The 25,570-nt window shown below is 72.7% G+C and carries 25 protein-coding genes and 2 pseudogenes; 11 read left to right on the top strand and 16 right to left on the bottom strand.

Annotation, left to right across the window (positions count from 1 at the left end; genetic code table 11):
• Positions 1–76 precede the first annotated feature (76 nt).
• Positions 77–304 (bottom strand): DUF6087 family protein, encoded by a 228-nt coding sequence (locus tag ACIQU6_RS30200; protein ID WP_403484870.1) that lies wholly within the window; start codon positions 302–304, stop codon positions 77–79.
• 820 nt (positions 305–1,124) lie between these two features.
• Positions 1,125–1,634 (bottom strand): phage tail protein, encoded by a 510-nt coding sequence (locus ACIQU6_RS30195; protein ID WP_403484869.1) that lies wholly within the window; start codon positions 1,632–1,634, stop codon positions 1,125–1,127.
• Positions 1,635–2,159: 525 nt separating this feature from the next.
• Between ACIQU6_RS30195 and ACIQU6_RS30190 the strand changes: the two genes are divergently transcribed.
• The 3 genes from ACIQU6_RS30190 to ACIQU6_RS30180 all read left to right on the top strand — a co-directional run bounded on the left by ACIQU6_RS30190 (position 2,160) and on the right by ACIQU6_RS30180 (position 4,076).
• Positions 2,160–3,014: a class I SAM-dependent methyltransferase gene (locus ACIQU6_RS30190; protein ID WP_403484868.1), complete on the top strand. Its 855-nt coding sequence runs from the start codon at positions 2,160–2,162 to the stop codon at positions 3,012–3,014.
• Positions 3,015–3,282: 268 nt separating this feature from the next.
• On the top strand, positions 3,283–3,504 hold the full coding sequence (locus tag ACIQU6_RS30185) for a hypothetical protein (RefSeq protein WP_403484867.1): 222 nt from the start codon (positions 3,283–3,285) through the stop codon (positions 3,502–3,504).
• 47 nt (positions 3,505–3,551) lie between these two features.
• Entirely contained in the window at positions 3,552–4,076 is a 525-nt protein-coding gene (locus ACIQU6_RS30180; RefSeq protein ID WP_403484866.1) for an ATP-binding protein, read from the top strand.
• On the opposite strand, the gene ACIQU6_RS30175 is transcribed toward ACIQU6_RS30180, so the two are convergent.
• Positions 3,965–4,726, bottom strand: coding sequence for a DUF317 domain-containing protein (locus ACIQU6_RS30175; RefSeq protein ID WP_403484871.1), 762 nt, complete (start codon positions 4,724–4,726; stop codon positions 3,965–3,967). The genes ACIQU6_RS30180 and ACIQU6_RS30175 overlap by 112 nt on opposite strands.
• 149 nt (positions 4,727–4,875) lie before the next feature.
• Entirely contained in the window at positions 4,876–5,706 is an 831-nt protein-coding gene (locus tag ACIQU6_RS30170) for a helix-turn-helix transcriptional regulator (RefSeq protein WP_403484865.1), read from the bottom strand.
• A 102-nt stretch (positions 5,707–5,808) separates the two neighbouring features.
• On the opposite strand from ACIQU6_RS30170, the gene ACIQU6_RS30165 reads away from it, so the two are divergent.
• Complete coding sequence (locus ACIQU6_RS30165; RefSeq protein ID WP_403484864.1) at positions 5,809–6,570, top strand: SDR family NAD(P)-dependent oxidoreductase; 762 nt, start codon at positions 5,809–5,811, stop codon at positions 6,568–6,570.
• Here the strand turns inward: ACIQU6_RS30165 and ACIQU6_RS30160 are convergent.
• From ACIQU6_RS30160 to ACIQU6_RS30150, 3 genes and pseudogenes are all read right to left on the bottom strand, one after another.
• Positions 6,548–7,288: a DUF317 domain-containing protein gene (locus ACIQU6_RS30160; RefSeq protein WP_403484863.1), complete on the bottom strand. Its 741-nt coding sequence runs from the start codon at positions 7,286–7,288 to the stop codon at positions 6,548–6,550. The genes ACIQU6_RS30165 and ACIQU6_RS30160 overlap by 23 nt on opposite strands.
• Positions 7,289–7,377: 89 nt before the next feature.
• Entirely contained in the window at positions 7,378–7,863 is a 486-nt protein-coding gene (locus tag ACIQU6_RS30155; protein WP_403484862.1) for a hypothetical protein, read from the bottom strand.
• Positions 7,864–7,932: 69 nt separating this feature from the next.
• Positions 7,933–8,364: pseudogene (locus tag ACIQU6_RS30150) on the bottom strand (TraM recognition domain-containing protein); the annotation flags it as partial.
• 25 nt (positions 8,365–8,389) lie between these two features.
• Between ACIQU6_RS30150 and pcaC the strand changes: the two are divergent.
• The 4 genes from pcaC (at position 8,390) to ACIQU6_RS30130 (ending at position 11,759) form a co-directional block, all read left to right on the top strand.
• Complete coding sequence (gene pcaC / locus ACIQU6_RS30145) at positions 8,390–9,676, top strand: 4-carboxymuconolactone decarboxylase (RefSeq protein WP_403484861.1); 1,287 nt, start codon at positions 8,390–8,392, stop codon at positions 9,674–9,676.
• Positions 9,677–9,737: 61 nt separating this feature from the next.
• Entirely contained in the window at positions 9,738–10,379 is a 642-nt protein-coding gene (locus ACIQU6_RS30140) for an MBL fold metallo-hydrolase (protein WP_403484860.1), read from the top strand.
• Positions 10,380–10,409: 30 nt separating this feature from the next.
• Complete coding sequence (locus ACIQU6_RS30135; protein WP_403484859.1) at positions 10,410–11,189, top strand: exodeoxyribonuclease III; 780 nt, start codon at positions 10,410–10,412, stop codon at positions 11,187–11,189.
• Positions 11,190–11,318: 129 nt separating this feature from the next.
• The gene (locus ACIQU6_RS30130; protein ID WP_274912495.1) at positions 11,319–11,759 is read left to right on the top strand and encodes a DUF6278 family protein; all 441 of its coding nucleotides are present in this window, start codon (positions 11,319–11,321) and stop codon (positions 11,757–11,759) included.
• A 64-nt stretch (positions 11,760–11,823) separates the two neighbouring features.
• Here ACIQU6_RS30130 and ACIQU6_RS30125 read toward each other — a convergent pair whose 3' ends face one another.
• From ACIQU6_RS30125 to ACIQU6_RS30115, 3 genes and pseudogenes are all read right to left on the bottom strand, one after another.
• Positions 11,824–12,306, bottom strand: a complete 483-nt coding sequence (locus ACIQU6_RS30125; protein ID WP_403484858.1) for a hypothetical protein — start codon at positions 12,304–12,306, stop codon at positions 11,824–11,826.
• Between the two features lie 56 nt (positions 12,307–12,362).
• Positions 12,363–12,818, bottom strand: coding sequence for a pyridoxamine 5'-phosphate oxidase family protein (locus tag ACIQU6_RS30120; protein ID WP_403484857.1), 456 nt, complete (start codon positions 12,816–12,818; stop codon positions 12,363–12,365).
• A 95-nt stretch (positions 12,819–12,913) separates the two neighbouring features.
• Positions 12,914–14,527, bottom strand: a pseudogene (locus ACIQU6_RS30115) (CocE/NonD family hydrolase).
• A gap of 251 nt (positions 14,528–14,778) precedes the next feature.
• Between ACIQU6_RS30115 and ACIQU6_RS30110 the strand changes: the two are divergent.
• Entirely contained in the window at positions 14,779–15,624 is an 846-nt protein-coding gene (locus tag ACIQU6_RS30110; protein ID WP_403484856.1) for a class I SAM-dependent methyltransferase, read from the top strand.
• Here the strand turns inward: ACIQU6_RS30110 and ACIQU6_RS30105 are convergent.
• Positions 15,621–16,460, bottom strand: a complete 840-nt coding sequence (locus tag ACIQU6_RS30105; protein ID WP_403484855.1) for an alpha/beta fold hydrolase — start codon at positions 16,458–16,460, stop codon at positions 15,621–15,623. The genes ACIQU6_RS30110 and ACIQU6_RS30105 overlap by 4 nt on opposite strands.
• Before the next feature lie 154 nt (positions 16,461–16,614).
• On the opposite strand from ACIQU6_RS30105, the gene ACIQU6_RS30100 reads away from it, so the two are divergent.
• Positions 16,615–17,955, top strand: coding sequence for a PLP-dependent aminotransferase family protein (locus ACIQU6_RS30100; protein WP_403484854.1), 1,341 nt, complete (start codon positions 16,615–16,617; stop codon positions 17,953–17,955).
• A gap of 61 nt (positions 17,956–18,016) precedes the next feature.
• Here ACIQU6_RS30100 and ACIQU6_RS30095 read toward each other — a convergent pair whose 3' ends face one another.
• Positions 18,017–19,060, bottom strand: coding sequence for a glutathione S-transferase family protein (locus tag ACIQU6_RS30095; RefSeq protein ID WP_403484853.1), 1,044 nt, complete (start codon positions 19,058–19,060; stop codon positions 18,017–18,019).
• A gap of 341 nt (positions 19,061–19,401) precedes the next feature.
• On the opposite strand from ACIQU6_RS30095, the gene ACIQU6_RS30090 reads away from it, so the two are divergent.
• A complete protein-coding gene (locus ACIQU6_RS30090; protein ID WP_403484852.1) occupies positions 19,402–19,722 on the top strand; it encodes a hypothetical protein in 321 nt (106 codons plus the stop codon).
• A 78-nt stretch (positions 19,723–19,800) separates the two neighbouring features.
• Here the strand turns inward: ACIQU6_RS30090 and ligD are convergent, their stop codons facing one another.
• The 4 genes from ligD to ACIQU6_RS30070 form a co-directional block, all read right to left on the bottom strand.
• Complete coding sequence (gene ligD / locus ACIQU6_RS30085; protein WP_403484851.1) at positions 19,801–20,781, bottom strand: non-homologous end-joining DNA ligase; 981 nt, start codon at positions 20,779–20,781, stop codon at positions 19,801–19,803.
• A gap of 58 nt (positions 20,782–20,839) precedes the next feature.
• Positions 20,840–23,128, bottom strand: a complete 2,289-nt coding sequence (locus ACIQU6_RS30080) for an MMPL family transporter (protein ID WP_403484850.1) — start codon at positions 23,126–23,128, stop codon at positions 20,840–20,842.
• A 337-nt stretch (positions 23,129–23,465) separates the two neighbouring features.
• The gene (locus ACIQU6_RS30075; protein WP_403484849.1) at positions 23,466–24,572 is read right to left on the bottom strand and encodes a calcium:proton antiporter; all 1,107 of its coding nucleotides are present in this window, start codon (positions 24,570–24,572) and stop codon (positions 23,466–23,468) included.
• Between the two features lie 51 nt (positions 24,573–24,623).
• Entirely contained in the window at positions 24,624–25,370 is a 747-nt protein-coding gene (locus ACIQU6_RS30070) for a hypothetical protein (RefSeq protein WP_403484848.1), read from the bottom strand.
• Positions 25,371–25,570: the final 200 nt, after the last annotated feature.

Here is a 25,570-nt window from a genome sequence, read left to right as displayed (position 1 = left end):
GGCGGATCTTCCGCCACGCCCGCATCAGCCCGAACAAGCTCACGTCAGTCGCCGCAGCCATCCTCACCCTCATGATCTACACGTGAAAAAGGCTCTTGGCCTCGGCGAGATTGCTGACGAGGCTGACCGTCTCCCACTCGGTTCCGTTCCATTCCTGGATCACGCGTGGTGCGTTGGGGCCGACGTGTTGCCCGCGGTGCGGACCTTCGGTCAGTGGCACTGCGCGACGCTTGCCCTTCGAGGCGTTCTGACGTTCCTCGCGTCGCCGTGCCCAGTCCTCCAGCGGCTCCTGTTCGTCGTGCATCTCAGCATCGTGGCGCAGATGCGATGACCGCTGCCACCGGCTTGGCCAGACGTCACCGTGACCTCGCCGAACTCGCGCGTGGTTATCTAGGGTGACTGACTTCCGTCATGTAAGGCAAGTAGGGTGATCTTCTACTTGCCTTACAAGTATCTGGGGGGTGTTAGGCACGTTGGCCATTGTCGAGCATCGCGGCCACGTCCCGCTGCGGCCATCCCTTGCGCCTGCGTGCCTTGGCGATCTTTCTTCCGAGCGTCAGTTGGTTTTCCGCCACTGGGCAAGCCCCCGAAGGTCCGGTATCCCCACCGCGTGAGCAAGCCACGGTACTGGCGCAAGAAGCCCGGGTTGTAGGGGGCATCACGCCGACGCTGTCCCCCCAGTGGAACGGCGGCGAGACACCGGTGTGAGGCGGCCCACGTGGTCAGCGGCCAGGCCCGGTGAACACCCGGAGGTGGACCAGGCGCTCGTGCTCGATCGTGCAGAGGCCGGCCGGGTGGTGCCGACGGCGGTCGCCAGTCGCGGCAGCGCCTCCGGGCGCGGGCGATCCGGGTGACCGAGGCGCCAGCGGCGGTGCGGGCGGCTCGCAGCTTCGCCGCGTCGAAGCCGTACGGGGTGGTGCTCAGTGCCTGACGCCGTCGCGACGGGACGGAGTGACGAAGGAGATTATCCTTCTGGGTGGGCCGGAAGGACTCCCCGCACCGGCGGCTTCTTCGATCTTCTGGCCCTGGCGACGCGGCGAGCTGAGTCGATGCGTCATGCTGCCTGAGTGAACTGTCGTCCAGGCTGGCCACACGCTTTGGGCCGGTCACTGGGTGAAAGGGGCTCAGTCGACCTGGGCCCGTTTGAAGGAGACGTTTACCGTCTCACCGGAACTCCCGGGCTTCCATTTGGTGACCCAGGCACCAAAGAGTTGGATGCGCCGGATGGTTTGGCCGTTGGGTTTGCTCTCCTCAATGGTGAGCTTCGCCCCCGCGCGGGCGCCTTCCTCCAGTGAGTTCTTGACCCACTTGGCGAACACCTCGCTCTTTGCCAGCCCGCGGGCGATGGTCACCGTGCCGCCACGCTTGCCGATGTGAAGATTGCGGTAGTTCTTCACCGCTTTCACCACGTAGCCATCGAGTTGCATTTGGATTCGCCTGGCGGCGGCCTCTTCGGATGCGACGTCCGTGCCGCCGCCGCGCTGTGCCGTGGTCGCGTGCGTGGCGGACGTGCCATCGGCCTTCCCCGGGTAACTGCCGGTCTGCGCGGAGGCGTTGCCGGCCCCTGCCAGTGCCGTCAGCGCCAGGGAGGCAGAGGCGATGGCGCCCAGGACGGCGTGTGGTGAGCGGTTCATGTGTCTCCCCTGGTGGATACCGCCGTACAGATCACCGGCACGCTAGGGGATGACGGTGCTGGGCGTAAGGGCGCAAGGTCAGCGCACGCACGGAGGGCAGGCGTACGGTTCCGCCGAGTTGCGCATCAATGCACCCGCCGAACTCCTCGCCCACCCGCGCGTCCCGTCGCCGCCACCCCCGAGATCATTCAGGCCGCCGGCACCCTGCTGCCCAACCCCGAGCAGTCGATCACCTCGATCGCCAAGCTCCTCGGGGTCAGCCCCGGCACCCTCTACAACCACATCCCCGACCTTCAGGAACTGCGCGAGGCTGGCCGTGCCGCCATCCCCGCCCAGACTGAGGCGGGCACCCGGTGAGTGATGCTGCCCGTCCCTGTGTTTCGCAGCGCGGCGAAGAAGGCATGGGCTTGGCATCGCACACCCGCCGTACGGGCAGGTGTCACTGGCAGGTGGTTCTCGTGATCGGCACAGGTTCGCGAAGAACCCTGCGCGACATGACGGCTGTCTTTGAGGAGGTGCGGGACAGTGACAGACGAGGCAGCTCAGTGGGCATGCCTGACCATGCGACCCACGGTGGAGGAGGCGTACGGCCCGGCTGACATGAGTGGGGAACCGATCTTCGCCGGAGGGTTCATCAACTTCGGCTACTGGCAGGCCATTGACCTGAGCCGTTCGCTCAGCGAGGCGGATCGGGTCCGCAGCCAGGAGGATCTCTACCGGCATGTTCTGGACGCTGCGGGGCTGTCCCCGGACACGGAGATGCTGGAAGTCGGATGCGGACTGGGGATGGGGTGCGCGGTGGCGTTGCGGGAGTACGGGCCCGCCGCGGTGACCGGCATGGACATCCACCCGGAGCAGCTCCAGCGGGCCCGCCGTGCGCAGGCCGTCCTGCTTCACGCGGATCCGGCCCGGCTGAGCTTCGTCCGAGGGGCCGCGGAACGCATGCCCTTCGAGGACGGCCAGTTCGACGTGGTCATCAGTGTGGAGGCCGCTCAGCACTTCCCGGACCTCGTCGCCTTCGCCTCGGAGACGGCGCGGGTGCTGCGCCCGGGTGGCCGGGCGGTCGTCACCAGCTTCTTCACCGTGGATGACGCGGCCGGTCGGCCCGACGAACTCGCACGGCTGCTGGAGTCGTACGCGAACGGCCTGGACATCGCCCGGCCGGTGCGGGCTCTCGCCGACGCGTTCACGGCGGCCGGGCTCACGGACGTGCGCATCGAGTCGATCGGGGTGTACGTATGGCCGGGCTGGGACCTGTGGATCAGTCGATCGCGGGAGCCGAGGACCTGGCTGAGAAACTTTCTGCGGGCCTACGAGCAGCAGGTCCTCGACTATTTCGTCGTGACAGCGGGTTGGCCGAACTGCCGCCTGACGCTCTGACCTGCAAGAACGCCCCAGGGCCCTAGATAACGCCAGTGCTGGCTGCGCGCGGATGTCGGGACGGCTCAGGGTGTAGGTTCCGCATTTCAGTGTCCAATTCCGGACCGCCATGTCTAGCGGATGCCCAATTGGACAAGCTGCGTGGAAGCGCTGGTCAGCGCGTTTACTCTTTCGGGTTGCCTCGTAGTCGTCGTTGAGACAGCGGTCGCGGCCTGGCGTCACCGTGGTCGTGGCGGTTGAAGGGGCGGCAACAGGGGGCGAAGTGCTCATGTCCGTAGGAAGCGTTGTTTCGTCAGCAACGTTACGCGCCACGGCAGAGCTCAGAATCTTGCGCGCGGAGCGGGATCAGCTCAAGGCGGGCATGTCGCGGCTGCGGGAGACCGAGGCCGAGCGTGATCAGTTGCGTGAGGCGCTGAAGGAGACCGAGGAGAAACTGAAGTCCACGCTGAAAGAGAGCCGCTCGTCTTCAAGTCACCGAGCGGGGAAATGACACAAAACCGAAGATTCGCAGGCCTGCACGACGGTAGCGTCGGTTCCATGATCGTATGGCTCAACGGCACCCACGGCGCAGGCAAGACGACAACCAGTGCACTTGTGCAGCAATTGATCCCGGATTCACGAGTGTTCGACGCGGAGAAGGTCGGCGAGACACTCATGGATATCACGCCAGGGTTGCCTGAGACGGACAACTTCCAGCACTGGCCGCCGTGGCGGCCGCTCGTGGTCGAGACCGCCCGCCGCGTACTCGACTACACCGGCGGCACTCTGGTGGTCCCTATGACTGTCCTGATTGAGGAGTACTGGCGCGAGATCAGCACGGGCCTCGCCAACCATGCCATTCCGGTACAGCACTTCGTCCTCCACGCCGACCAGGGCACCCTCCGTGAGCGCATCGCGGGCGACACGGTTCTTGGCCCCAACTCCGCGTTCCGTCTCAAATACCTTGAGCCCTATGCCGAGGCGGCCCACACCTGGCTACACGGTGAGGCCGAGGTCATCGACACCACACACCTCACGCCCGCACAGGCAGCCCTGCAGATCGCAGAGGCCGTCAAGAGTTGAGGCCCGCCCGCCATGCGAAACAGGCCCGGCGAGGATTGGACACGGTTCCGCGGAACACGTTCGGAGACACGAGCGCGGAATGCGGAAGCCCCGCAGGTCACGGCGATGCCGTTGGACACCGAAACGCGGAACCTACACAGGGCGTTCAGCCTCCGGGGCCTGGACTCAAGCTGCCTCTGCGTGAGTCCGCGGGCCACCTCGAAAGCCACGTCCTGCAGCACGGAGGCTGCGGCGTGCGGAGAGAAGTGGAGCGTCCACCCAGGGGTGTCGGCTGCGCCGCCGCCCCAGAACGTCCAGGCGGGCAGAGGGCTGTGAGGGGACTGGGCTGCGAAGGCGTCGAACTGGACGCCGGAGGGGTCATCCGCTGGGGCGTGCCAGCGGATCCAGCGGCGGTCGACGGTGTGCTCCCAGCCGACGTCGGCCAGCGGGCGGGTGGCCTCGCTGATGGTCGCTTCCGAGACTTGGCTGCCCGCCGCGATCTTTGCTGCGTCCTCGGAGGCGAGGCTGTCGAGGAGTACCCGCATGATCTCTACGGGGACCGTGGCGCTCGCGGTGGCGTGCCACAGGCGCTCGCCGACCGGGCTCTCGTACGCGGCGATCCTCCACTGAGTGTCGTCGGGGCCGGCTTCGTGGACGAACTCGGCGCGCAGGACGAGGGATTCGTGGACGGCGTGGGTGGTCTCGTCCGACCAGGCGTGTTCCCTGTCAAGTCCAGCGTGTTGAGCGCGGAGCCGATTTCTTCACCGGCCTTGAACTCTGAAGACGATCCACGTGGCCCGGTGGAGCAGGTGGGTGGCGGTCAGGTGACCGTTTCCCATGCCGCGAGCAGCGGCAGGTTCCGGGCGGTGGAGGAGTCCGGTTCGGCGGTGTAGACGATGAGCCGCTGGTCGGGGTCGCGGGGTTTCTCGAGCGACTCGATCCCGAACTCCAGCGGCCCGGCCACCGGGTGTGCGATCTGCTTGCCCACCGACGTACGGTCGGTGACGCCGTGGTCGTCCCACCAGCGTGCCACGTCCGGGTCGCCGGCGCGCAGCTCGGCGATCAGCGCGGCAAGGCGCCGGTCACCGGGGTGCCGGCCGGCTTCGTAGCGCATCGCGCCGACTGCCGGTGCGGCGAAGTCGGCCCAGTTCACGATGCGTTCGCGGGCGAGTGGGTCGAGGAAGAGCCAGCGCAGGAAGGAGGAACCTGGCTCCATCGGCGCGCCGAGCACGGCGGTGAGCAGTGTGTTGCGGGCCAGGACCAGGCCGCGGCGGCCGAGCAGCAGAGCCGGCACGTCGAGGTTGTCCATCAGCCGCAGCAGGCCGGGGTCCGCCCGCTGTGCCGTGCTGTCGTCACGTGGGGCGTGCCGGATTGGGGTGGCGAGGTGGCGAAGGTGCTCGCGCTCTACGCCGTCGAGTCCGAGCGCCCGTGACAGTGCCTCCACGACGTCCTCGCTGATCGTGGGCTGCCGGCCTTGCTCGATACGGCTGTAGTGGTCCGGGCTGAGCCCGGCGAGCACGGCCAGTTCCTCGCGGCGCAGTCCGGGAACGCGTCGCGGCCCGGGGAACGGCTCGATCCCTGCTTGTGCCGGGGTCAGGCTGTCTCGCCGCGCACGCAGGAAGGCTCCGAGGGCCGCACGGTCCGCTGCCATGCCCACCAGCATAGACAGCGTCGCGATCGCCTGCCTGGTCATGCCGTGACCAGGCAGCGCTCGCACTGGTACCCCGTCCGGAACCGGTGTTGCCTGGCGGGCATGAACCAGACACTCACCGGCCGCACGGCCCTCGTCACCGGATCGACCAGCGGCATCGGCGCCGCCACCGCGCACCGCCTCGCTGCCGAGGGCGCGCGGGTCGTCGTCACCGGCCGCGACACCGCTCGCGGCGAGAGCGTGGTGAAGGAGATCCGCGACAACGGCGGCGACGCCTTGTTCATCGCCTCCGACCTCACCGCCGCTCCGGACGCCCTGCGCGCGTTCGCCCGGGAAGCCACCGACGCCGCGGGTGGCATCGTTGACCTGCTGGTGCACAACGCCGCGGTGTGCCCGGCCGTGGACACGCTCGCCCTGTCCGACGCGGACCTCGAGCGGACGCTCGCGGTCAACATCCGTGCCCCGCACGTCCTCACCGCCGCGCTGGCACCCGCGATGACGGAGCGAGGCCGCGGCGCGATCGTCGTGGTGGGCTCGTGGATGGCGGAGGTCGGGCACGCCTTCGTCGGCCTCTACTCCGCGTCGAAAGCCGCCGAGGCGCAGCTCGCCCGGAGCTGGGCGGCCGAGTTCGGGCCGCGCGGCGTCCGCGTCAACACCGTCGCGCCCGGCGCCACCCGGACGCCGATCAACGACGGTTCAGCCGACGTCATCCGCCGCATGACCGAAAACCTGCCCGCCGGGCGCGCGGGCACGCCGGACGATATCGCGGCCGCGGTCGCGTGGCTGGCCTCGGACCAGGCGGCGTACGTGCACGGCGCCACGATCGCGGTCGACGGCGGGATCACCGCCACCCGCGCGAGCTGACGAACCCGCCGACCTCACCGACACCGGGCAGGCGGCGCATCACGGGCTCGCTTCGCACCAGCGTGCGGATGACGCTGCGGGCGAGCTGCGGTGGTGCGTCGTGGCTGAGCGAGAGGTTCCAGCGCTCGGAGCCGTCACTGCGAGGTGCCTGGGTCGCGATCTGCCAGGCAGTCTCCTCGTGGGGGGTGTGCGCGAGGAGGCACAGGCGGTCGGCCGAGAGGTACACGGTTCGCGTGCCGTAGGCGGTGCGCTTCCACCCGGCGTCGTAGAGGTCCTCGGCGAGGTCCTTCAACGGGTCTGTGTCGGTGAGGGGGTGGGAGGGCAGCCGTGTCAGCGGTTCCAATAGCGCGTGGGGCAGTTCGCGCGGGGTGTTGCACGAGAAGGTGGCGGTCCAGGGGCGGGGGCCGCTGTGGGCGGCGGTCCAGCGGGGCACCGGGCCGGAGGCCAGCATGTGGTAGCTGATCGTCGTGGCGTCGTCCGGGGAGGCCAGCGCGACCTGACCGGTGTCTGGATCCGATCTAAGGCTCCAGCCGGGGGCCCGGTCTCGGATCGCTCGGAAGGTGCTGGTGGTGTTGCCCTCGCCGGCCACGTGCAGTGGTGAGGCGAGGAGGAGGGAGGGGGAGAGGAAATAGTCGGAAGACGTGGCGATTCCTGGGCGTCGGGGACAGGCGATCTGCTGCGTTGACTGCTGAGCGGTGCGGGGTGGGCCAAGGGGCATCGAGGTGCCTGCGGAGCTGGTCGTGGAGGTCGACGAGACCTGTGTCGCAACGTCGTGCCGCGGTGCGTGGGCACCGGGAGTGTGTGGCGTTACAGGCCGCGACGGTGGAGGGGGCGGGGCGTCGCGGGAGGCTTCGCGTCGACCGACGCCTTGCGGGTGGGGAGCGAGGGAACGGCACCGGTCAGCTCGATCCGTGCCTCATCCAGGGTCCGTTGGGCGGCGTCGAGATGGCGGCGCAGAGCGGAGTGGTGCGGGATAGCGGCCAGCTGCGCGTCGATGGTGGCGCGGCTGGCGGGGTCGGTGACCTTGGCCAGGGCGGGGAGGGCCTGGGTGTAGTGCGCCAGGGCACGCCCGATCGTCGCCGCCGCCTGGCTGGATCTCAGGGCGTCTTGGGTGGGGTTGGTGGTCGGGATCTCCTTGGCGAGGAGGTGGCGGGCGTCGGCGGTGAACCGTAGGGCGAGGTGGCCCAAGAGGTCGATGTGGCGCAGGGCGGTCAAGAACCCGTCGGGGCCGGGGGCGACCTGGTGGGCGCGGAGGTCGGTGAGGACGGCGTCGAGAGCTTCGGGGCGCGTCATGTAGTCGAGATCGTCGGGCTCGTATACAGAAATGGTCGTGTCCAAGGAGAGGGGCGAGATGAGGGGGTGCTACGCGGCCGTGCCGTAGTCGTCCTGGTGAGGGGTGTACTTGGCCAGGGCGTGGTGGGTGATCGCATTCGAGGCGCGGTCGGAGGCAGCGGACAGCTCCTCGGCGCCGGGCTCCAGGTACCAGGGGCGCAGGTCGAGCATGGCCGCGCGCATCCCGGTGGCGAACGCGAGCGCGGTGCCCTTGGGCAGCGCACGGATCGCGTCGGCCGGCAGGATCCGCTCCTGCCGCATAGACACCGAGGTGGACTTCCCGGACTCCGACATCGAGGTCGAGGTGGTCTCCACGTCGTGGTCGCCGATCAGCCGGGAGAGCTTGTCGGCGAAGTCGGGGTCGTCAATATCGCTGCCGATGACCTTGATCGTGGAGGCGGACCACATGGCTTCCATGCCGGCATCGCCCCAGACCTTCTGGCCCTGGCGGTAGGACTGCAGGTGAGAATGTGAGACCGTGCAGGGCGTGAGTGAGACACCAACGCGCACCCTTCAGCACCGCTCTGACGGGCCAGAAGACGCCCCAGTCCTGGTTCTGGGTGCCGCCCTGGGTACCACATGGCACATGTGGGACCGTCAGATCCCCGAGCTGACCCGCCAATGGCGCGTCATCCGCTTCGACCTGCCCGGCCACGGCGGATCGCCCGCCCACGCGGCCAACTCCGTCGCCGAGCTCGCCGACCGGTTGGTCGCGACCCTCGACGGCCTGGGCGTGGAGCGGTTCGGCTACGCCGGCTGCGACATCGGTGGCGCCATCGGCACGCAACTGGCCCTCACCCGCCCCTACCGCGTCACCTCCCTCGCGCTCGTGTCCTCCTCCCCGCGCTACGGCACCGCCGACGCCTGGCGGCAGCGCGGAGTGGTGATCCGCACCAACGGGCTCGACCCGATCGCCCGCACCGCGCCCGAGCACTGGTTCACGTCGGGCTTCGCCGGCGCCCAGGGCGCCATCGTCGAGTGGGCCGTCCAGATGGTGCGGACCACCGACCCCGGTTGCTACATCGCGGCCTGCGAGGCGCTGGCCGCCTACGACGTGCGGTCCTCCCTGGGCCGGGTGGGCGTGCCCACCCTCGTCGTCGCCGGCTCCGAGGACACGGTCACGCCCACCACCGACGCCCGCACCCTGGTCGCCGGGATACCGGACGCCAGCCTGGCGATGGTCCCGGGCACCTCGCACCTGGCCCCCGTCGAGCAGCCCGCGGCCGTCAGTGAACTGCTCATCCGGCACTTCAGCACCGCCTGGCACGACAAGCCGGGCCCCGGGACGCCCGCCATCGGCGCGGCCGCCCCCAAGCCGCAGATAGCGCCGCCGATGCCGACGCACGCCCCGGCCGCCATCGAGTCCGGACTGACGCAGCCCGCCCAGGTCCGCGGTGCCACGTACGAGCAGGGCATCAAGGTCCGCCGTGAGGTGCTCGGCGACGCCCACGTGGACCGGGTGGAGGCCGGCACCGACGACTTCAACGCCGACTTCCAGGACTTCGTCACCCGCTACGCCTGGGGCGAGACCTGGACCCGGCCCGGCCTGGACCGCCGCACCCGGAGCATCATCACGCTCACCGCGCTGGTCGCCCGCGGCCACGGCGAGGAGCTCGCCCTGCACACCCGCGCCGCGCTGCGCAACGGCCTCACCCCCATGGAGATCAAGGAGATCCTGCTGCACACCGCGGTCTACTGCGGTGTCCCGGCCGCCAACTCCGCCTTCGCGGTGGCCAAGAAGGTCATCGAGGAGGAGACGACCCCCGAGGGCTGAGCGGACACGGCCGTTGTCCACAGCCCGCCCGCGCCGCCGCTGCGCGCGGCAAGATGGCCCCATGGAACTCACCAAGAAGACCCACGCCTGCGTTCGGATCGAGAAGGACGGGCAGACGCTCGTCATCGACCCGGGGGTGTTCAGCGAGGAGGACGCGGCCGTTGGCGCGGACGCGATCCTGGTGACGCACGAGCACCTGGACCACTTCGACGAGGAGCGGCTGCGCCGGGCCATGGAGGCCAATCCGGCGGCCGAGCTCTGGACCCTGGCGAGCGTCGCCGGGCAGGTCTCCGCGGCCTTCCCCGGCCGGGTGCACACCGTCGGCGAGGGCGACGCCTTCACCGCCGCCGGCTTCGAGGTGGAGGTGCACGGGCAGCTGCACGCGGTGATCCACCCGGACATCCCGCGGATCACCAACGTCGGCTTCCTCCTGGACGGCGGCGCCGTCTTCCACCCCGGCGACGCGCTCACCGTCCCCGAGGGCCGCACCGTCGAGACCCTGCTGCTCCCGGTCCACGCCCCCTGGAACAAGATCGCCGAGGTCATCGACTACGTCCGCGCGGTCGCCCCGCGCCGGTCCGTCGACATCCACGACAGCCTGCTCCAGGACCACGCCCGCCCGATCTACGACGGCCTGCTCGAAAAGCTCGGCGGTGCCGGCCACGACCGCCTCGCGCCGGGCGCCCACACCGACGTGGGCTGACTGTCGGTGCCGGGCGGTAGGTTTACCGATATGCGCATCGCGACCTGGAACGTCAACTCGATCACCGCCCGCCTCCCGAGGCTGCTGGCCTGGCTGGAGCAGTCCGGCACGGACGTGCTGTGCGTCCAGGAGACCAAGTGCTCCGACGCCCAGTTCCCCTACGAACCGCTGCGCGAGCTGGGCTACGAGGCCGCGGTCAACGCCGACGGCCGGTGGAACGGCGTCGCCCTGCTCTCCCGGGTCGGCCTGGCGGACGTGGTCAAGGGGCTGCCCGGCGGCCCGGACTACGACGGTGCCCAGGAGCCCCGCGCCGTGTCGGCCACCTGTGGCCCGGCCCGCGTCTGGTCGGTCTACGTCCCCAACGGCCGCGAGGTCGACCACGCGCACTACGCCTACAAGCTGGGCTGGTTCGAGGCCCTGAAGACGGCCGTCGCCGAGGACGCGGCCGGCGGCCGCCCGTTCGCCGTCCTCGGCGACTTCAACGTCGCGCCGACGGACGAGGACGTCTACGACCCCGCGGTCTTCGAGGGCCTGACCCACGTCACGCCGGCCGAGCGCGCCGCCCTGGCCGCCCTGCGCGAGACCGGCCTGTCGGACGTGGTGCCCCGCCCGCTGAAGTACGACCGGCCCTACACCTTCTGGGACTACCGCGCGCTCGCCTTCCCCAAGAACCGCGGCATGCGCATCGACCTCGTCTACGCCAACGGACCGTTCGCCAAGGCCGTCTCGGACGCCTATGTCGACCGCGAGGAGCGCAAGGGCAAGGGCGCCTCGGACCACGCGCCCGTGGTGGTCGACCTGGACGTCTGAGCTCTGAGCCGATCGCGCGCCGGCCCGCTCCCCGGCGCGCGGGGGAGGCGCACGGGGGCGTGGGGTGGGCCCCGGCGCCGTGCCGCGCGCCTGTGGCCCTGGTGCGGGGGTGGATGGGACCCTCGCACCATGAACCTGTCTTTCCTGGACATGTGGCGTAGGCGCACCGCCCCGGGCGGCTCGGTGCCGCTCGCCGAGTCGGTGCGCGCGGATCCCGAGAGCGTCGTCGAGCTGCTCTCCGAGTGCGAGCTGCTGCGCGACCAGGCGGCCACCGCCGGGGTCGAACTCGACGACTCCGTACGGTCGTTGGAGGAGCTCGACCAGCTTCAGCCGGTGTGGCGGGACGACCCCGAGGTGCTGCCCTGGCTCGGCAACGACGCCGGGCTCTACCTCGGCACGGTCCTGGTGCGCACGGTCCCGGGCACGGTCTGGCACGTCCGGCCGGACGGGCAGCCGGTGGTGCGGCTGGCGTCCGGGCGGGAGATCGACGTGGTGACCACCGGCCATGAGTGGGCCGACGACGGAGCCCCCGAGCTCTCCCAGGTCTACGCCGAGGTCGCGGAGGGCTGACGCCCCCGTACGCCGCGGGCGCCCCGGGCGTCCCGGCCCGAACGGGCCCCGCCCGTCCGCCGGTTCAGCGCACCCGGCGCGCCAGCCACGGAGTGAGCGCCAGCCGCCCGATCAGCTCCTTGTAGGTCTCGTCGCCGGGCAGCGGCACCACCAGCCATTGCCCCGGCGGGAAGAACCGGCTCTTGACGTAGGCCAGATCGCCGTGGACGGCGCGCAGGAACGCCGGCACGGCGTCGCGCGGGACATCGGCGAACTCCACCGCTTCCACGGTGATCTTGGCGTCGTCCTCGGGATAGAGCTGGACCGTGACGGCCGGCGTGCCGCCGAGTTCGACGAACGCCTCGTGCGGCAGCGACCCGTCCGGGTCCAGCACGGTGAACGCCCCGGCGGAGGCCCGGCGGGTGGTCTGGTCCGCGCCGATGTCGTCGGTGACCGTCACCTCCAGCCCGTGCCCCTCGGCGATCTCCCGGATCGCGGTGACCGCGGACTCGGTCGTCGGCAGGTGGGGGTGTCGGGGGCCGGGCGGGGGCGCATCGCGGTGTCGCATGACAACGATCCTGCCGTAAGGGGGCGTTCCGGGCGTCGACCGGGGTGCGGGCGGCGTCAGACCCGCCAGACGCCGTCCCGCATCAGCTCCCGCTCCGGCAACTCGTTCTCCTCCCGCCACACCAGCATCCGTTGCGGGGCGAACCGGAGGAAGACCCACGGATCGCGGCCGTGCGGATTCCAGCCCAGCTTGGTGGCGAGGGCGTCCGCGGCGTCCTGCGGCAGCGCGTCGTTGGCCAGTACCTCGACGGTGCAGTGCAGCAGCACCACGTCCCGGGTGTGGCCGATCGCTACCCAACTCTCGCCGCGCGCGGCCAGGTTGCGGGCGGTGGGGTTGCTGCCCTTGGTGGACATCACCAGGCGCTCGCGGTGCCAGACGAACGACAGCGGCACCAGGGTCGGCGCGCCGTCGGCGGTGACGGTCGAGACCCAGGCGTCCTCGTCCGCCTCCAGACGGTGCAGGGCGTCGCGTTTGCGCCGTGCGGGATCGCGGGGTGGGGGGAGTGGTCGCATGACCGGGAGCCTAACGACCGTGCTCCGCCCGCCGCTTCGGGCGTTGGCCGTACGGCCGCGGACGTAGGACCGGGCCCCTACCGCCGCGGTACCGGTCAGTCGCGCACCGGTACCGACACATACGACGGATCGCCGGCGGGGGAGGAGAAGGTCAGCCGGGCGCCGTCGGGGTTCTGGGCGGTGTAGAGCGGATCGACGGTGTCCACGACCACCGCGAGCCGGTGTCCGGCGGGGACGTCGTAGGCGGTGGCGAAGAGGTCCAGGTCGATGCCGAACGGGCGGCCCGGGGTCCGGTCGTGGAAGGTGACCGGTGCGTGGGTGACCAGTCTGCCCAGGCCCAGCGGGCCGACGTCGTAGAGGTAGGCGATGGCGGGGCCGCTCGGGGCGGTGCTGGTGACCGTGGTGTGCAACCGGGCGGTCCCGCGCACCCGTTGGCCGCTCGGGTACGGCGCGGACTGCCAGACGGCGGCGGCCGAGCGGGGCAGCAGCGGGATCGAGGCCATCGGCGGCAGCCGGAGGAACTGGTCCAGCATGCTGGAGAGGAAGATCAGCCCGCCGTCGGCGCCGGAGTCGAGGCCGGTGCGGATGCGGTGGGTGCCGTCGAGGGCGATCCGGCGGTGCGCGGAGGGCACGTCCCGCCAGCTCCGGTAGCCCTCGTAGGCGCCGGTGGAGCGGGACTTGAGGAGGACCGGCGGCTCCCGGTCGATGCCGTTGTCGACGCCCTTGAGGTAGTGGTCGAACCACCGCTCGGTGTCGTTCCAGGTGTCGTTGGGCAGGCCGAGCAGTCCAAGCCCCTCGGCGGTGGCGTGGTCGCCGGGGCGGAACTCCAGCCGCTTGGGGCCCTTGAGCTTCTCGAAGAACGCGGCGTACTGGTTGGGCGGGAAGAGCGAGTCGCCCCAGGCGTTGCCGAGCAGGACGGCCGCCCCGTTGGCGTTGATCCGGTCCAGGTAGGTGGCGGGGGAGCGCTTGCGGGCCCAGGCGATCAGCTCCTTCTCCTTGGCCATGTTGGCGCTGAGGAAGTCCTTGAGGATCTGCCGGAGTTCGGGGCCGGGGCGTCCGGTCAGCTCGCCCGCGCCGCCGAGCATCGCGGCGGCCTGGCGGTGCGGGGTGTGCCCGCTGTAGATCGAGTCGATCAGGTCGGCCCAGCCGCTGAGCGCCGCGACCGCCTTGATCCGCTTGTCGGACGCGGCGGCCAGCAGGCTGATGCCGGCGCCGTAGGAGACCCCGCCCATGCCCACCTCGTGCGGGTCGGCCGGGGTGTGCGCCAGCGCCCAGTCGATGACCTAGGAGGCGTCGGCGACGTCCTTGGGCCCGGCGGTCTCGATCCGCCCGCCCGACTGCCAGAAGCCGCGCGAGTTGTAGCCGACCACGACATAGCCGGTGGCGGCCAACTTCCGGGCCTGCACCAGGTATTCGACCTGCGGCATCGCCCAACTGGTGGGGAGCACGATCAGTGGGTGGCGCCGGGTGGCGTCGGCGCCGGCCGGGGTGAAGACGTTCGCCTTGAGAATGGTCCCGCCCGCGCCCGCGATGTCGACGAACCGCAGGGTGGGGGAGCCGGCGGCCGTCGGGCGGGCGGCGGTGGCTGCGGCGGTGCGGTCGGCTGCCGGCGCGGCGTGTGCCGGGGCGCCGGTCAGGGCGGTGGTGGCGAGCACCGCCGCGGAGAGGGTGCCGATCGCGGCGCGCAGAGTGGTGCGGGAGGGCGTCATCTTCTGCTCCAGGTCTCGACGCGAACCGCTCGGGGACTGTCCGGAGACAGGAGGGGGACCCGGCGGCTCGATGTGACTGGAGAGTAAGGTCCATTGCTTACCCGTGGTAACCCATCGATGGGTTACGGGTGGGTAACGCCCTTGGGGTGGGGGAGAGTTCGAGGGTGCCGCGGGCGTTGGTGTAACGGATGTGACGGAACGGGACGCGCGGGAGAGCCAGGGCGGGCGTGACGCATATCGAGGGTGCACAGGTGGGGATCGCGACGCAGACGCCCTTCGACGCCAGCGAACGGCGGGCCTGGGCGGGTCGCGCCGCGGCGTACGCCGCGGGGTTCGGCGGGCTCTGCGCGTATACGGTGCCGCGGCTGTTGGACGCCGCGGGCGTCACCGCGGGCATCCGGCTGCTGGACGTCGGCACCGGAACGGGCGCCGCCGCGGTGGCCGCCCTCGACCGCGGCGCCGAGGTGACCGCCGTGGACGCCGAACCGGACATGGTGCGCACCGCCGCGGCCGCCGCGCCCGAGGCCGCCGTCCGGCTCGCCGCCCTGCCGCAACTCCCCTTTGCCGACGACGCCTTCGACGCGACCGTCGGCAACTTCGTGCTCAACCACGTCGGACGCCCCCGCGCCGCCCTGGCCGAGCTCCGCCGGGTGGCCCGCCCGGGCGGCCGGATCGCGCTGACCATCTGGGCCGCGCCGCCCGCGCCGGGTCAGGCGCTCCTCGGCCGCGCGGTGCGGGCTGCCGGCGTGCCCCGACCGCCGGACGTCCCCGCGCTCGCGCCCGAGGACGACTTCCCGCGCACGGCCGAGGGCTTCGCGGAACTGCTGCGCGCCGCCGGCGGGTTGGGCGGGGTGCGCTGCTCCGAGGTCTCCTGGGGGCACCGCACCACGGTGGAGGAGTGGTGGCGCGGCCCGGCGGCCGGCGTCGCCGCCATCGGGCGGGTGGTGACCTCGCAGGGGCCGGCCGCCACCGAGCGGATCAGGCGTCATCTCGTCGCGCTCGCCGGGGAGTTCGCCGAGCCGGGCGGTCGGCGTGCCGGCCAACTGGTGCTGCCGCATGCGGCGCTGCTGGCGGTGGGGAGGGTGGCGGAGCGCTAGCGGGCGCGGCGCCCGTCCCCGGCCTCGGCCTCGCCCTCGACCGGAATCGTCTCCAGAAACTCCGCCAGCGCCGCGTTGAACTCCTCCGGGCACTCCACGTTCGGCAGGTGGCCGGCGCCTTGGACGAGCGTCAGGCGCGACCCGGGCACCGCCTCGTGGATCAGCCGGGCGTCGGCGACCGGGGTGAACTCGTCCTCGGTGCCCACGACCACGAGGGTGGGCACGGCGATCCGCGGGAGCAGCCCGGTGTAGTCCGGGCGCTCGGCCCGGCCGCGCAGGGCGGCCGCGGCACCCTCGGGCGAGGCGTTCGTCATCATCCCCAGGACGTGCGCGGCGACTTCGGGCAGCGCCGTCACATGGGCCGGCGCGATCATCTTGGGCAGTGCCTCGTGCGCGTACCCGGCCATCCCCTCGGCGGACAGCCGCTCGGCGGTCCGCAGGCGCAGCGCGCGGCCCTCGTCGCTGTCGGTCGCCGCGAAGGTGTCGGCGAGCAGCAACGCCCTGATCCGCTCCGGGAACTGCCGGTAGCACTCCATGACGATCTGCCCGCCCATCGACAGCCCGCCAAGGACGAACCGTTCGATGCCGAGCCGGTCGAGCAGGGCGGCGAGGTCGCGGGCGAAGGTGGCGAGCGGGGTCGTGCCGGGGACGACCGAACTCCCGCCGTAGCCGCGGAGGTCCGGGGCGATCACCCGCATCCCGGCGGCGCTGAAGTGGGTGGTCTGCGGGCGCCACATCGAGCGGTCGAAGGGGTGGCCGTGGAGGAGGACCAGCGGTGCACCGCTTCCCTCGTCGTCGTACGCGATCGTGATCCCGTTGGATTGCACCGAGGGCATGGGGCACCCCTTCTTGCCGCATGACGTGCGGCGTTGCTGTGGTGGTGAGTTGGTCGAGTTCGCCCGGGAGTCGATTGCATCGATGCTATGAGGGGCAATTGCTCGGCACAATAGGGATAATGTGCTCGGTGCAATGTTGTGGGAGGGGAGTGCAATGACGGGGGACGACTACCGCGCCATCGCCGACGAACTGGCCGCCGCCATCGCGGCCGGCCGGCTCCGCCCCGGGGACCGGCTGCCGCCGCTGCGCCGGTTCGCCCGGCGCAGGCGGATCGCCGACTCGACCGCGGCCCGGGTCTACCGCGAACTGGGCCGGCGCGGCCTGACGGTGGGCGAGGTCGGCCGCGGCACCTTCGTCCGCACCGCGCCACCGGCGACCGAGCCCGCGCTCGCCGAGCCCGGCGGTCACCCCATCGATCTGGAGCTCAACTTCCCCGTTCTGCCGGGGCAGTCCGCGCTCCTCGCGCAGAGCCTCGGGCCGCTGCTGCAACAGGACGAGGCGATGTCCGCGGCGCTGTGCCCGGGCGCCGCCGCCGGCACCCCCGTCGCCCGGCACACCGCCGCCGCCCACCTCACCCGGGCCGGCTGGACCCCGGACGCCCGGCGGCTGCTCTTCGCCGGCAGCGGCCGCCAGGCCCTCGCCGCCGCCTTCGCCGCCCTGGTCCCGCCCGGCGAACGGCTCGGCGTCGAGGCGTTGACCTTCCCCGTCATCAAGGGCATCGCGGCCCGCCTCGGCATCACCCTCGTACCGCTGGCGATGGACGAGCACGGCGTCACCCCCGACGCGCTGCGCGCCGCCGCCCCCCTGCGCGCGGTCTACCTCCAGCCCGCGCTGCACAACCCGCTCGGCACCACCATGCCCGAGGTCCGCCGCGCCGAAGTCGCCGCGCTGCTCAGGGAGTTGGACCTCTACGCCGTCGAGGACGCCGTCTACGGTTTCCTCCGCCCCGACCTGCCGCCGCTCGCCGCCCTCGCCCCGGAGCGCACGGTACTCGTCGACAGCCTCTCCAAGCGGCTCGCCCCCGGCCTGACGCTCGGGTTCCTGGTGCCGCCCGACCGCCCCGCCGCCCCCGACTTCGCCGCGGCGCTCCGCTCCGGCGCCTGGACGGCGTCCGGCTTCGCCCTGGAGGCGGCGGTCCGTTGGCTGGGCGACGGCACCGCCACCGCCGTCGAGGCGGACAAGCGGGCCGACGCCGCGGCCCGCCAGCGGATCGCCGGCGACCGCCTCGCCGGCCAACGGCTGCGCACCGACCCGCACGCGTACCACTGCTGGTGGGAACTGCCCGAGCCCTGGCGGGCGGACACCTTCGTGGCCGCCGCGGCCCGCCGCGGCATCGCGGTCACCCCGTCCGGCGCCTTCGCGGTGGGCGCCGGGCACGTCCCCAACGCGGTACGGCTGGCGCTGTCCGCCCCGCCCGTCGACGTCCTGGCGGACGCCCTGGACGTGCTGGTCGGACTGGCCCGCCGGGCCCCGGAGGACGCCGGCGCGGAGTAGGGCCCCGTAGACGTCCGCCCACCGGGTCTGCAGACCGTCGGTGCCCGTCGCGGTCGGGGGGTCAGGGGCGCCCCGCGGCGGGGACCCGCTCGCCCGCCGGGACCGGGCCCGGCGGGGTGCCGTCGCCGAACGGCCGGCCGCCCAACTCCTCGCGGTGGTGCGGCGTCAGCCAGCCGGAGAGGTCCGGGCCGAGCGGGACGATGCCGGTGGGGTTGATGCCGCTGTGGACCCGGTAGTAGTGCTGCTTGATGTGGTGGAAGTCCACCGTGTCACCGAACCCGGGCGTCTGGAACAGGTCCTTGGCGTACGCCCACAGCACCGGGTCCTCGGCCAGCTTGAACCGGTTGCACTTGAAGTGGCCGTGGTAGACGGGGTCGAAGCGGACGAGCGTGGTGAACAGCCGGATGTCGGCCTCGGTGAGGGTGTCGCCGACCAGGTACCGCCGGTGCGTCAGCCGCTCGGCGAGCTCGTCGAGCCGGTGGAACAGTGCCTCGAAGGCCGCGTCGTAGTCGTCCTGCCCGGTGGCGAAACCGGCCCGGTACACCCCGTTGTTGACGTCCTGGTAGACGCCCGCCATCACCTCGTCGATCTCGTCCCGGTGTGCCGCGGGGTAGAGGTCGGGCGCGCCGGGCCGGTGCAGCGCCGTCCACTCGGTCGCGAGGTCCAGGGTGATCTGCTGGAAGTCGTTGGTGACCAACTGCCCGCTGGGGACGTCCACGATCGCGGGGACGCTGACGCCGCCGGGGTAGCCGCGCTCGCGGGCGTCGTACGCCTCGCTGAGGAAGCGGATGCCCAACACCGGGTCCCGGCCGTCCGGATCGAGGGTGAAGCGCCAACTGCGGTCGTCCTGGAGGGGGTCGGCGATGCCCATGGACAGGGCGTCCTCCAGGCCGAGCAGCCGTCGGGAGATCACCGCGCGGCTGGCCCAGGGGCAGGCGCGGCTGACCACCAGCCGGTAGCGGCCGGCCGCCACCGGCCAGCCGTCGCGGCCGTCGGCGGTGATCCGGTCGGCGAAGTGGCTCCGGGAGCGTTTGAACGGCTTGTGCCCGTAGGCGCGGTTGCCGTCGCCGGTTCCGGTGGTGCCGTCGTTCTCGGGGGCGGGCATCGTCGGGGTCCTTTCCGTCGGGTCGGGCGGATGCCGGGATGGCTTCCCGCGCTGCGGGGGCGCGTCCCGGGGCGTCAGCCACCCGGCGCACGGCGCGTCCCGTGGGACGTCCGGCGCGGCCACGAGGCGGGGCGCGCCAACTGGCCGGTGGGGAAAGGGAGTCACCTATCATCGCCCGGTGATCAGGAGCGCGATAGGTGTGGTCGTGATCGGCGTCGCCCTGCTGGCGCCGACGACGGCCACCGCACAGGAGCACGCCCCGACCGCCGCGTCCCGCCCCGGCACGGGCGGCCGGCAGCGGGTCGGGGACGGGATGACCGCCGGTCTCCGCCCGCTTCCGGGTGCCGTACCCGGCGGCGCACGTCCGGCACGCCTCGGACGTGAAGGCGGCCGCCGACGGCCGGTTGACCGTGTCCTCGGCCGCCGACCCGGGCGACGACGGCCCGTTCGCCTCCGCGCTCCACGACGCGGGGCGGGTCGCCGTCTCCCGCACCGGCCGCATCGGGCTGACGGTGTCGGACGCGCCGCACCGCCTCGCGACCTTCTCCGGGCACAAGGTCGAGGGGCTGGCCTGCCTGCCCGGCTCCCGCACGGGGATCCTCGGCTCGGACGACGAGAACGACGGCGGATCGGTCGCCGTCGCCCGGTTCTGCCGCCCGTGACCGAACCGGGCCGCGGCGCGCGTTGACCCGCGCCCGGTGGCCACGGCCGTGCCGTCCCACGGCCGTCCCCGCCGCGGCTCAGTCCAGCCGCGTCAGATCGGGTCGCAGCCGGTGCCAGACCGGATGCCGGACCCGCCCCGCCGCCGTCCAGCCGCTGACGGTGATCTCGGCGACCAGCCGGGGCTCGGCCCAGTGCACGCCCGCCAGGTCCACGGGGTTGACGAACGGCGAACGGTCCAGCGGGATCACGCTCAAGTACTGCGCCAGATCCCGCCGTTCGTGGTCGGACAGGCCCGAGCCCACCGCGCCCACGAACCGCAGCCCGCCCGGCTCCGCCACGCCCGCCAGCACCGACCCGGGCAGCCCGCCGAGCGCCCCGCGCCCCTCCGTCCAGCCGCCGATGACCACGTCCAGCGTCTCCTGGTACTTGGTCTTCACCCAGTCCGTGGAGCGCACCCCGGGGAGGTACGGGGACGACAGCCGCTTGGCCATCACGCCCTCCAGGCCGCCGTGCAGCGCCGCCTCCCACGCCCGTTGGCCGTGGCCCGCGACGTACCCCGGCACCGACCAGTTGGGGCCGGCCAGCCCCAGCCCGGCCAGCACCGCCCGCCGCTCCTCGTAGGGCGCGGCCGTCAGCGGCCCGTCCAGGTACATCACGTCGAAGAGCACGAGCTGAACGGGGAGCTCCATCGCCAACCGGGCGGTGCGGCGCGGGTTGAGCACCCCCATCCGGCGTTGCAGCAGCCCGAAGTCGGGCCGGCCGGTGGGGTCCGGGACCACCACCTCGCCGTCCAGCACCGCCGCCCGGCCGCGCAGTTGCTCGCCGAGCGGGCCGAGCTCGGGGTAGCTGGCGGTGGCGTCGTTGCCGGCCCGGGTGACCAGGTGGAGGGTGCCGTCGCCCGGGGCGTTCACGACGCACCGGGCCCCGTCCCACTTGCCCTCGAACGCCCAGCCGGCCTGCTCGGGCCCGGGCGGCAGCGGCCCGAGCACGGCCAGCATCGGCCGGATCACGGGATACGGGGGCGGGCCCGCGGCGCCGGGCCCGGGGGTCGGGACCATACTCCGATGATCGGCGGAGCCGCTGGTCCCCGCAGGGCGGGCCGGGCCGGTGCGGCGGTCAGCGGGCCGGTGGGCCGCCGTGGCCCAGCGGGTCCACCGGGCGGGGCGGCCCGGGCCGGGGCCGCCGCGCCCCCTCCGGGTCCAGCTCCGGCAGCACCTGGTCCAGCCACCACGGCGTCCACCAGGCCCGCGGGCCCAGCAGCGTCAGCGCCGCGGGCACCAGCAGCAGCCGCACCACGGTCGCGTCGATCAGCACGCTCACGGCCAGGCCCACCCCGAGCATCTTGACCACCACGGCCTCGCTGGACAGGAACGCGGCGAAGACGCCCACCATGATCAGCGCGGCGCAGCCGATCACCCGGCCGGTGACCGCCAGGGCGTGCAGCACGCCCGCGGCCGGCTCGGCGTGCCGCGAGCGGCTCTCGTGGACCCGGGAGAGCAGGAAGATCTCGTAGTCCGTGCCCAGCCCGAAGACGATGGCGAACATCATCATCGGCACATAGCTCTCGATCGGCACGGTGCCGGTGACCCCGAGCGCCGGCCCGCCCCACCCCCACTGGAAGACCGCCACCACCACCCCGTACGACGCCGCGATCGACAGCACGTTGAGCACCGCGGCCTTCGCCGCGACCAGCACGCCCCGGAAGACGATCAACAGGATCAGGAAGGCCAGGACCACCACCACCGCGATGATCAGCGGGAGCCGGGCGGCGAGCAGGTCCAGGAAGTCCACCTCGGCCGCGGTGGTGCCGGTGACGTAGCCGTGGGCGTCGTAGCCGCGGACGGCGTGGGGGAGAGCGGAGTCGACGAGGCGGTGGGTGAGCGCGGTGGTGCTCGCGTCCTGCGGGGCTCCCGTGGGGTAGGCGGTGGCGGACAGCACCGCGCCGTCCGGGGAGGGCCGTAGCGGGGTGACCGCCGTGGTGCCGGGGAGGTGGCCGAGGGCGTGCCGGGCCTGGGCCGCCAGCGCCGGGCGGTCCGCCGCCGGCACCGCCCGCTGGTCGACGACGAGCGTCAGCGGTCCCGTCGAACCGGGGCCGAACGCTGCGGCCATCAGGTCGTAGGCCCGGCGGGAGGTGAACGACGTCGGGTCCGCGCCGTCGCCGATGTGCCCCAGCCGCATCGAGAACGCCGGGACCGTGAGCACCGCCAGGACGAGCACCCCGCCCACCAGGTGCGGCCAGGGGTGGCGGGTCACCCGCCGGGCGTAGCGCAACCCGCGGCGGCCGCCGGTGTCCGCGTCCGGGGCCGGCTCGGCGACCGGCCGGCGCACCCGCAGCCGGTCGATGCCGCGGCCCAGCAGCCCGAGCAGCGCGGGGACGAGGGTGAGCGCGCCGAGCACCGCGGTGATCACGGTGAGCGCGGCCGCGGTGCCCAGCTTGGCGATGAAGCCGATGCCCGCGACGGAGAGCCCGGTCAGCGCGATGAGCACGGTGACGCCGGAGATCAGGACGGCCCGGCCACTGGTGGCCACCGCCCGCCCCGCGGCGACGGCCGGCTCCGCGCCGTCCGCCAGGAGCTGGCGATGGCGGGTGATCAGGAACAGCGCGTAGTCGATGCCCACCCCGAGGCCGATCATGGTGGCCAGGGCGGGGGAGACGGTGGCGAAGGTGAACGCGGCGGCCAGCAGCCCCAGGCAGCCCAGCCCGCAGACCACCCCGATCAACGCGGTCAGCAGCGGCACCGCGGCCGCCAGCACGCTGCCGAACCCGACGAGCAGCACCAGCACCGCCACCGCGAACCCGATCGCCTCGCTGGGCCGCTCGTCGGTGGCCGGCTGCGCCAGCTCGCCCAGCGCGCCGCCGTACTCGACCTGGACGCCGGCCGCGCGCAGCGGAGCCACCGCCCGGTCCACGCCCGGCAGCGCGTCCGGGCCCAGGTGCGCTGGCGGGTCCCGGAAGCGCACCGTGAGGTACCCGGTCCGGCCGTCGGCGGAGAGCGGCCCGGTGTGCGCGGCACCGGGCGACGGCGGTGGGGTCCGGGGCCCGGGCGGGGTCAACGGGCTCTCCGCTGCCCGCACATCGGGGAGCCTCTCCAGGGCGACGGTGGCGTCCGTGAGCTGCCCGGCGAAGGCGGTCAGCGGTCGGTCGGCGTGCAGCACCACCCGGCCGGCGAAGCCGACGGCGGGCTGGTGCGCGGCGAGGATCTCCTGGCCCTGCCGGGACTGCACGTCGGGCAGCGAGAAGTCGTCGGAGTACGTCCCGCCGAAGGTCCGTTGGAGCACCTGGACCGCGGCCAGCCCCACCAGCCACAGCACCACGACGACCACGGCGTGCCGGGCGCACCACTCGCCGAGGCGTTCCAGGGCGCCGTCCGGCCGCCGGCGGCCCGGCGCATTCGGCAAGGACATGCCTCGCATTCAAGGCGCGTTCCGGGGCGACGGCATGCGGGGGGAGGAAGACGGGTGGTCCGGTCGCCGGGGCGCGGGCGCGGCGCGGCCGGGCCGGAGAGGGGAAGCCCCGGCCGGACGGGGGAACCCGGCCGGGGCGGTCAGAGGGGGCGCGGCCCGTTGGGGCCCGCTTCCAATTGAACGATAAACCATCTCGTCGGGTGCCGGTGCACAGGGTGACCGCTCTCACGCTCCGTGGTCGTCGCGGTCGGCCCGGAGCGGCACGGGCGCCGGCGCCCTCCCCCGTCGTCCGACGGGACCGCCGCGCGTCAACGCCGGTGCGGGGCACGGCCGTTCGTCAGGGGCTGACCGCCAGCACGAGGTACGCCGCCAGCAGCGTCAGATGGACGCCGCCCTGGAGCAGGGTGGCCCGGCCGGGCACCACCGTCAGCGTGCCGACGACGACGGTGAGCACCAGCAGCACCATGTGGGTGGCGCCCAGGCCCAGGACGAGCGGGCCCTTGAGCCACACCGTGGCCAGCGCGACCGCCGGGATCGTCAGGCCGATGCTGGCCATCGCCGAGCCCAGACCGAGGTTGAGACTGGTCTGCACCCGGTCCCGGCGGGCCGCGCGGGCCGCCGCGATGGTCTCCGGGAGCAGCACCAGCAGCGCGATCACCACGCCCACCACGGATGACGGCAGACCGGCCTCGGCCACTCCGGTCTCGATGGTGGGGGAGACCGCCTTGGCCAGCCCCACCACCGAGATCAGCGCCAGCGCCAGCAACGTCAGGCTGGCCAGCGCCTCCCTGGCGGACGGCGGATGGGCGTGGTCCTCGGTGTCGATCACCTCGCCGGTGGCGGTGACCGGCAGGAAGTAGTCCCGGTGCCGGAAGGTCTGGGTGGCGACGAACAGGCCGTACAGCGCCAGCGCGGCGATCGCCGCGAAGAGCAACTGCGGGCCGGAGAACCGGGGGCCGGGCGTGGTGGTGGTGAAGGTCGGCAGCGCCAGGCTGAGGCCGGCCACCGTGGCGACCGAGGCCAGCGCGGCGCCGGTACCCTCGGCGTTGAAGACCGCCACCTTCCGCTTGAGCGCGGCGACCAGGAGGCTGAGTCCGACGATGCCGTTGCAGGTGATCATCACCGCCGCGAAGACCGTGTCCCGGGCCAGCGGTGCGCTCTTGTCCCCACCGTCGACCATCAACGTGACGATCAGCGCCACCTCGATGATGGTCACCGCGACCGCCAGCACCAGCGAACCGAACGGCTCGCCCACCCGGTGCGCGATCACCTCCGCGTGGTGCACCGCCGCCAGCACCGCCCCGGCCAGGAACAGCGACACCACCCCCACCAGCGGCGCGGGCAACGACCGGCCCCAGACCAGGATCAGCAGCACCACCGCCACGACCGGCAGCGCACCGGTCCAGCGCAGGAAGGGAGTACGCCTACGAGTACGGGGACTCATGCCCCTGAGCTTGGCAGAGAAGGCGGGCCCCCGCCCGTCGGTGAGGCCGCCTCAGGCGGTCGCCCGGTGCTGCCCCTTGACCTCCGCCGGATCCAGTGCCGCCTTGCTGACGTCGGCCACCAGCTCCACCACATCGGGGCCGTACGCCTGCGAGTTGACCACCTTCAGCAGCAGCGCGAACTGTCCGTCCGGGCCGTAGCGGCGGGCCAGTCTGGCCCGGTTGCGGACCAGGTGGCGGACCGCCGCCCGGTGGGTGACCGGCCGCTGACCGGCCGCCAGGAACACCGGCCGGCCGACCTCTCCGGCCGTCAGCCGGGCCAGCAGCACGTACTCCACCGCCCCCGGCTCCATGCGGTACGCGGTCCCACCCACGGTCAGGGTGCCGCGGCCGGCGCCGGTCGCGTCACCCGGGTGCACCGCGACGCCCGGCAGCAGGTTCGCCAGGTGGGCGGCGAGCCGGCGGTGCGCGGTCGGGTCGCCGACGCAGAACTCGGTGCGCGCGCCGAAGCCTTGGAGCCCGGTGTCGTGCGGGGCGACCTCGGGGTGCGCGCCGCAGTTCTCGATCACCGCGGCCAGCCCGAGCAGGGCGAGCGCGTCGTGTCGGGGGATGCTCCATTGGGCCGCGGCGCTGTCCCGGTGGGTGACCACGACGCATTCGGAACCGGCGGGCAGCCCGAAGAAGCGCTGTTCCCGGGTCAGCTTGCGGCGGGCCGCCGCCGATTGCCCGGCCCAGCCGGCGGCCAGCCCCACGACGAGGGCGGCCACCGCGATCAGGAGGAGCTGCAGGGTGTCGTCCATGGCGGGGGAGCGTAGCGAACCGTCGGGCGGGTGTTCGACGGCGGGCCGCCGACCCGTACCGCTTGCCCGGATCCGTGCGGATACGGCGGGACCGTGCGCCTGGGCCCGAAACCGTCCGGACCGCGAAGCGCCCGCAATAACCCAATCATCCCCTGTCGGTGGGCAGTTGGCCCAGGTAGGCTCCGGCCCCTGCCGCCCCC

The sequence above is a fragment of the Streptomyces sp. NPDC090442 genome (genome assembly GCF_044769405.1).
GTDB lineage: Bacteria > Actinomycetota > Actinomycetes > Streptomycetales > Streptomycetaceae > Streptomyces.
This window is presented reverse-complemented; position numbering and strand designations above follow the sequence as displayed.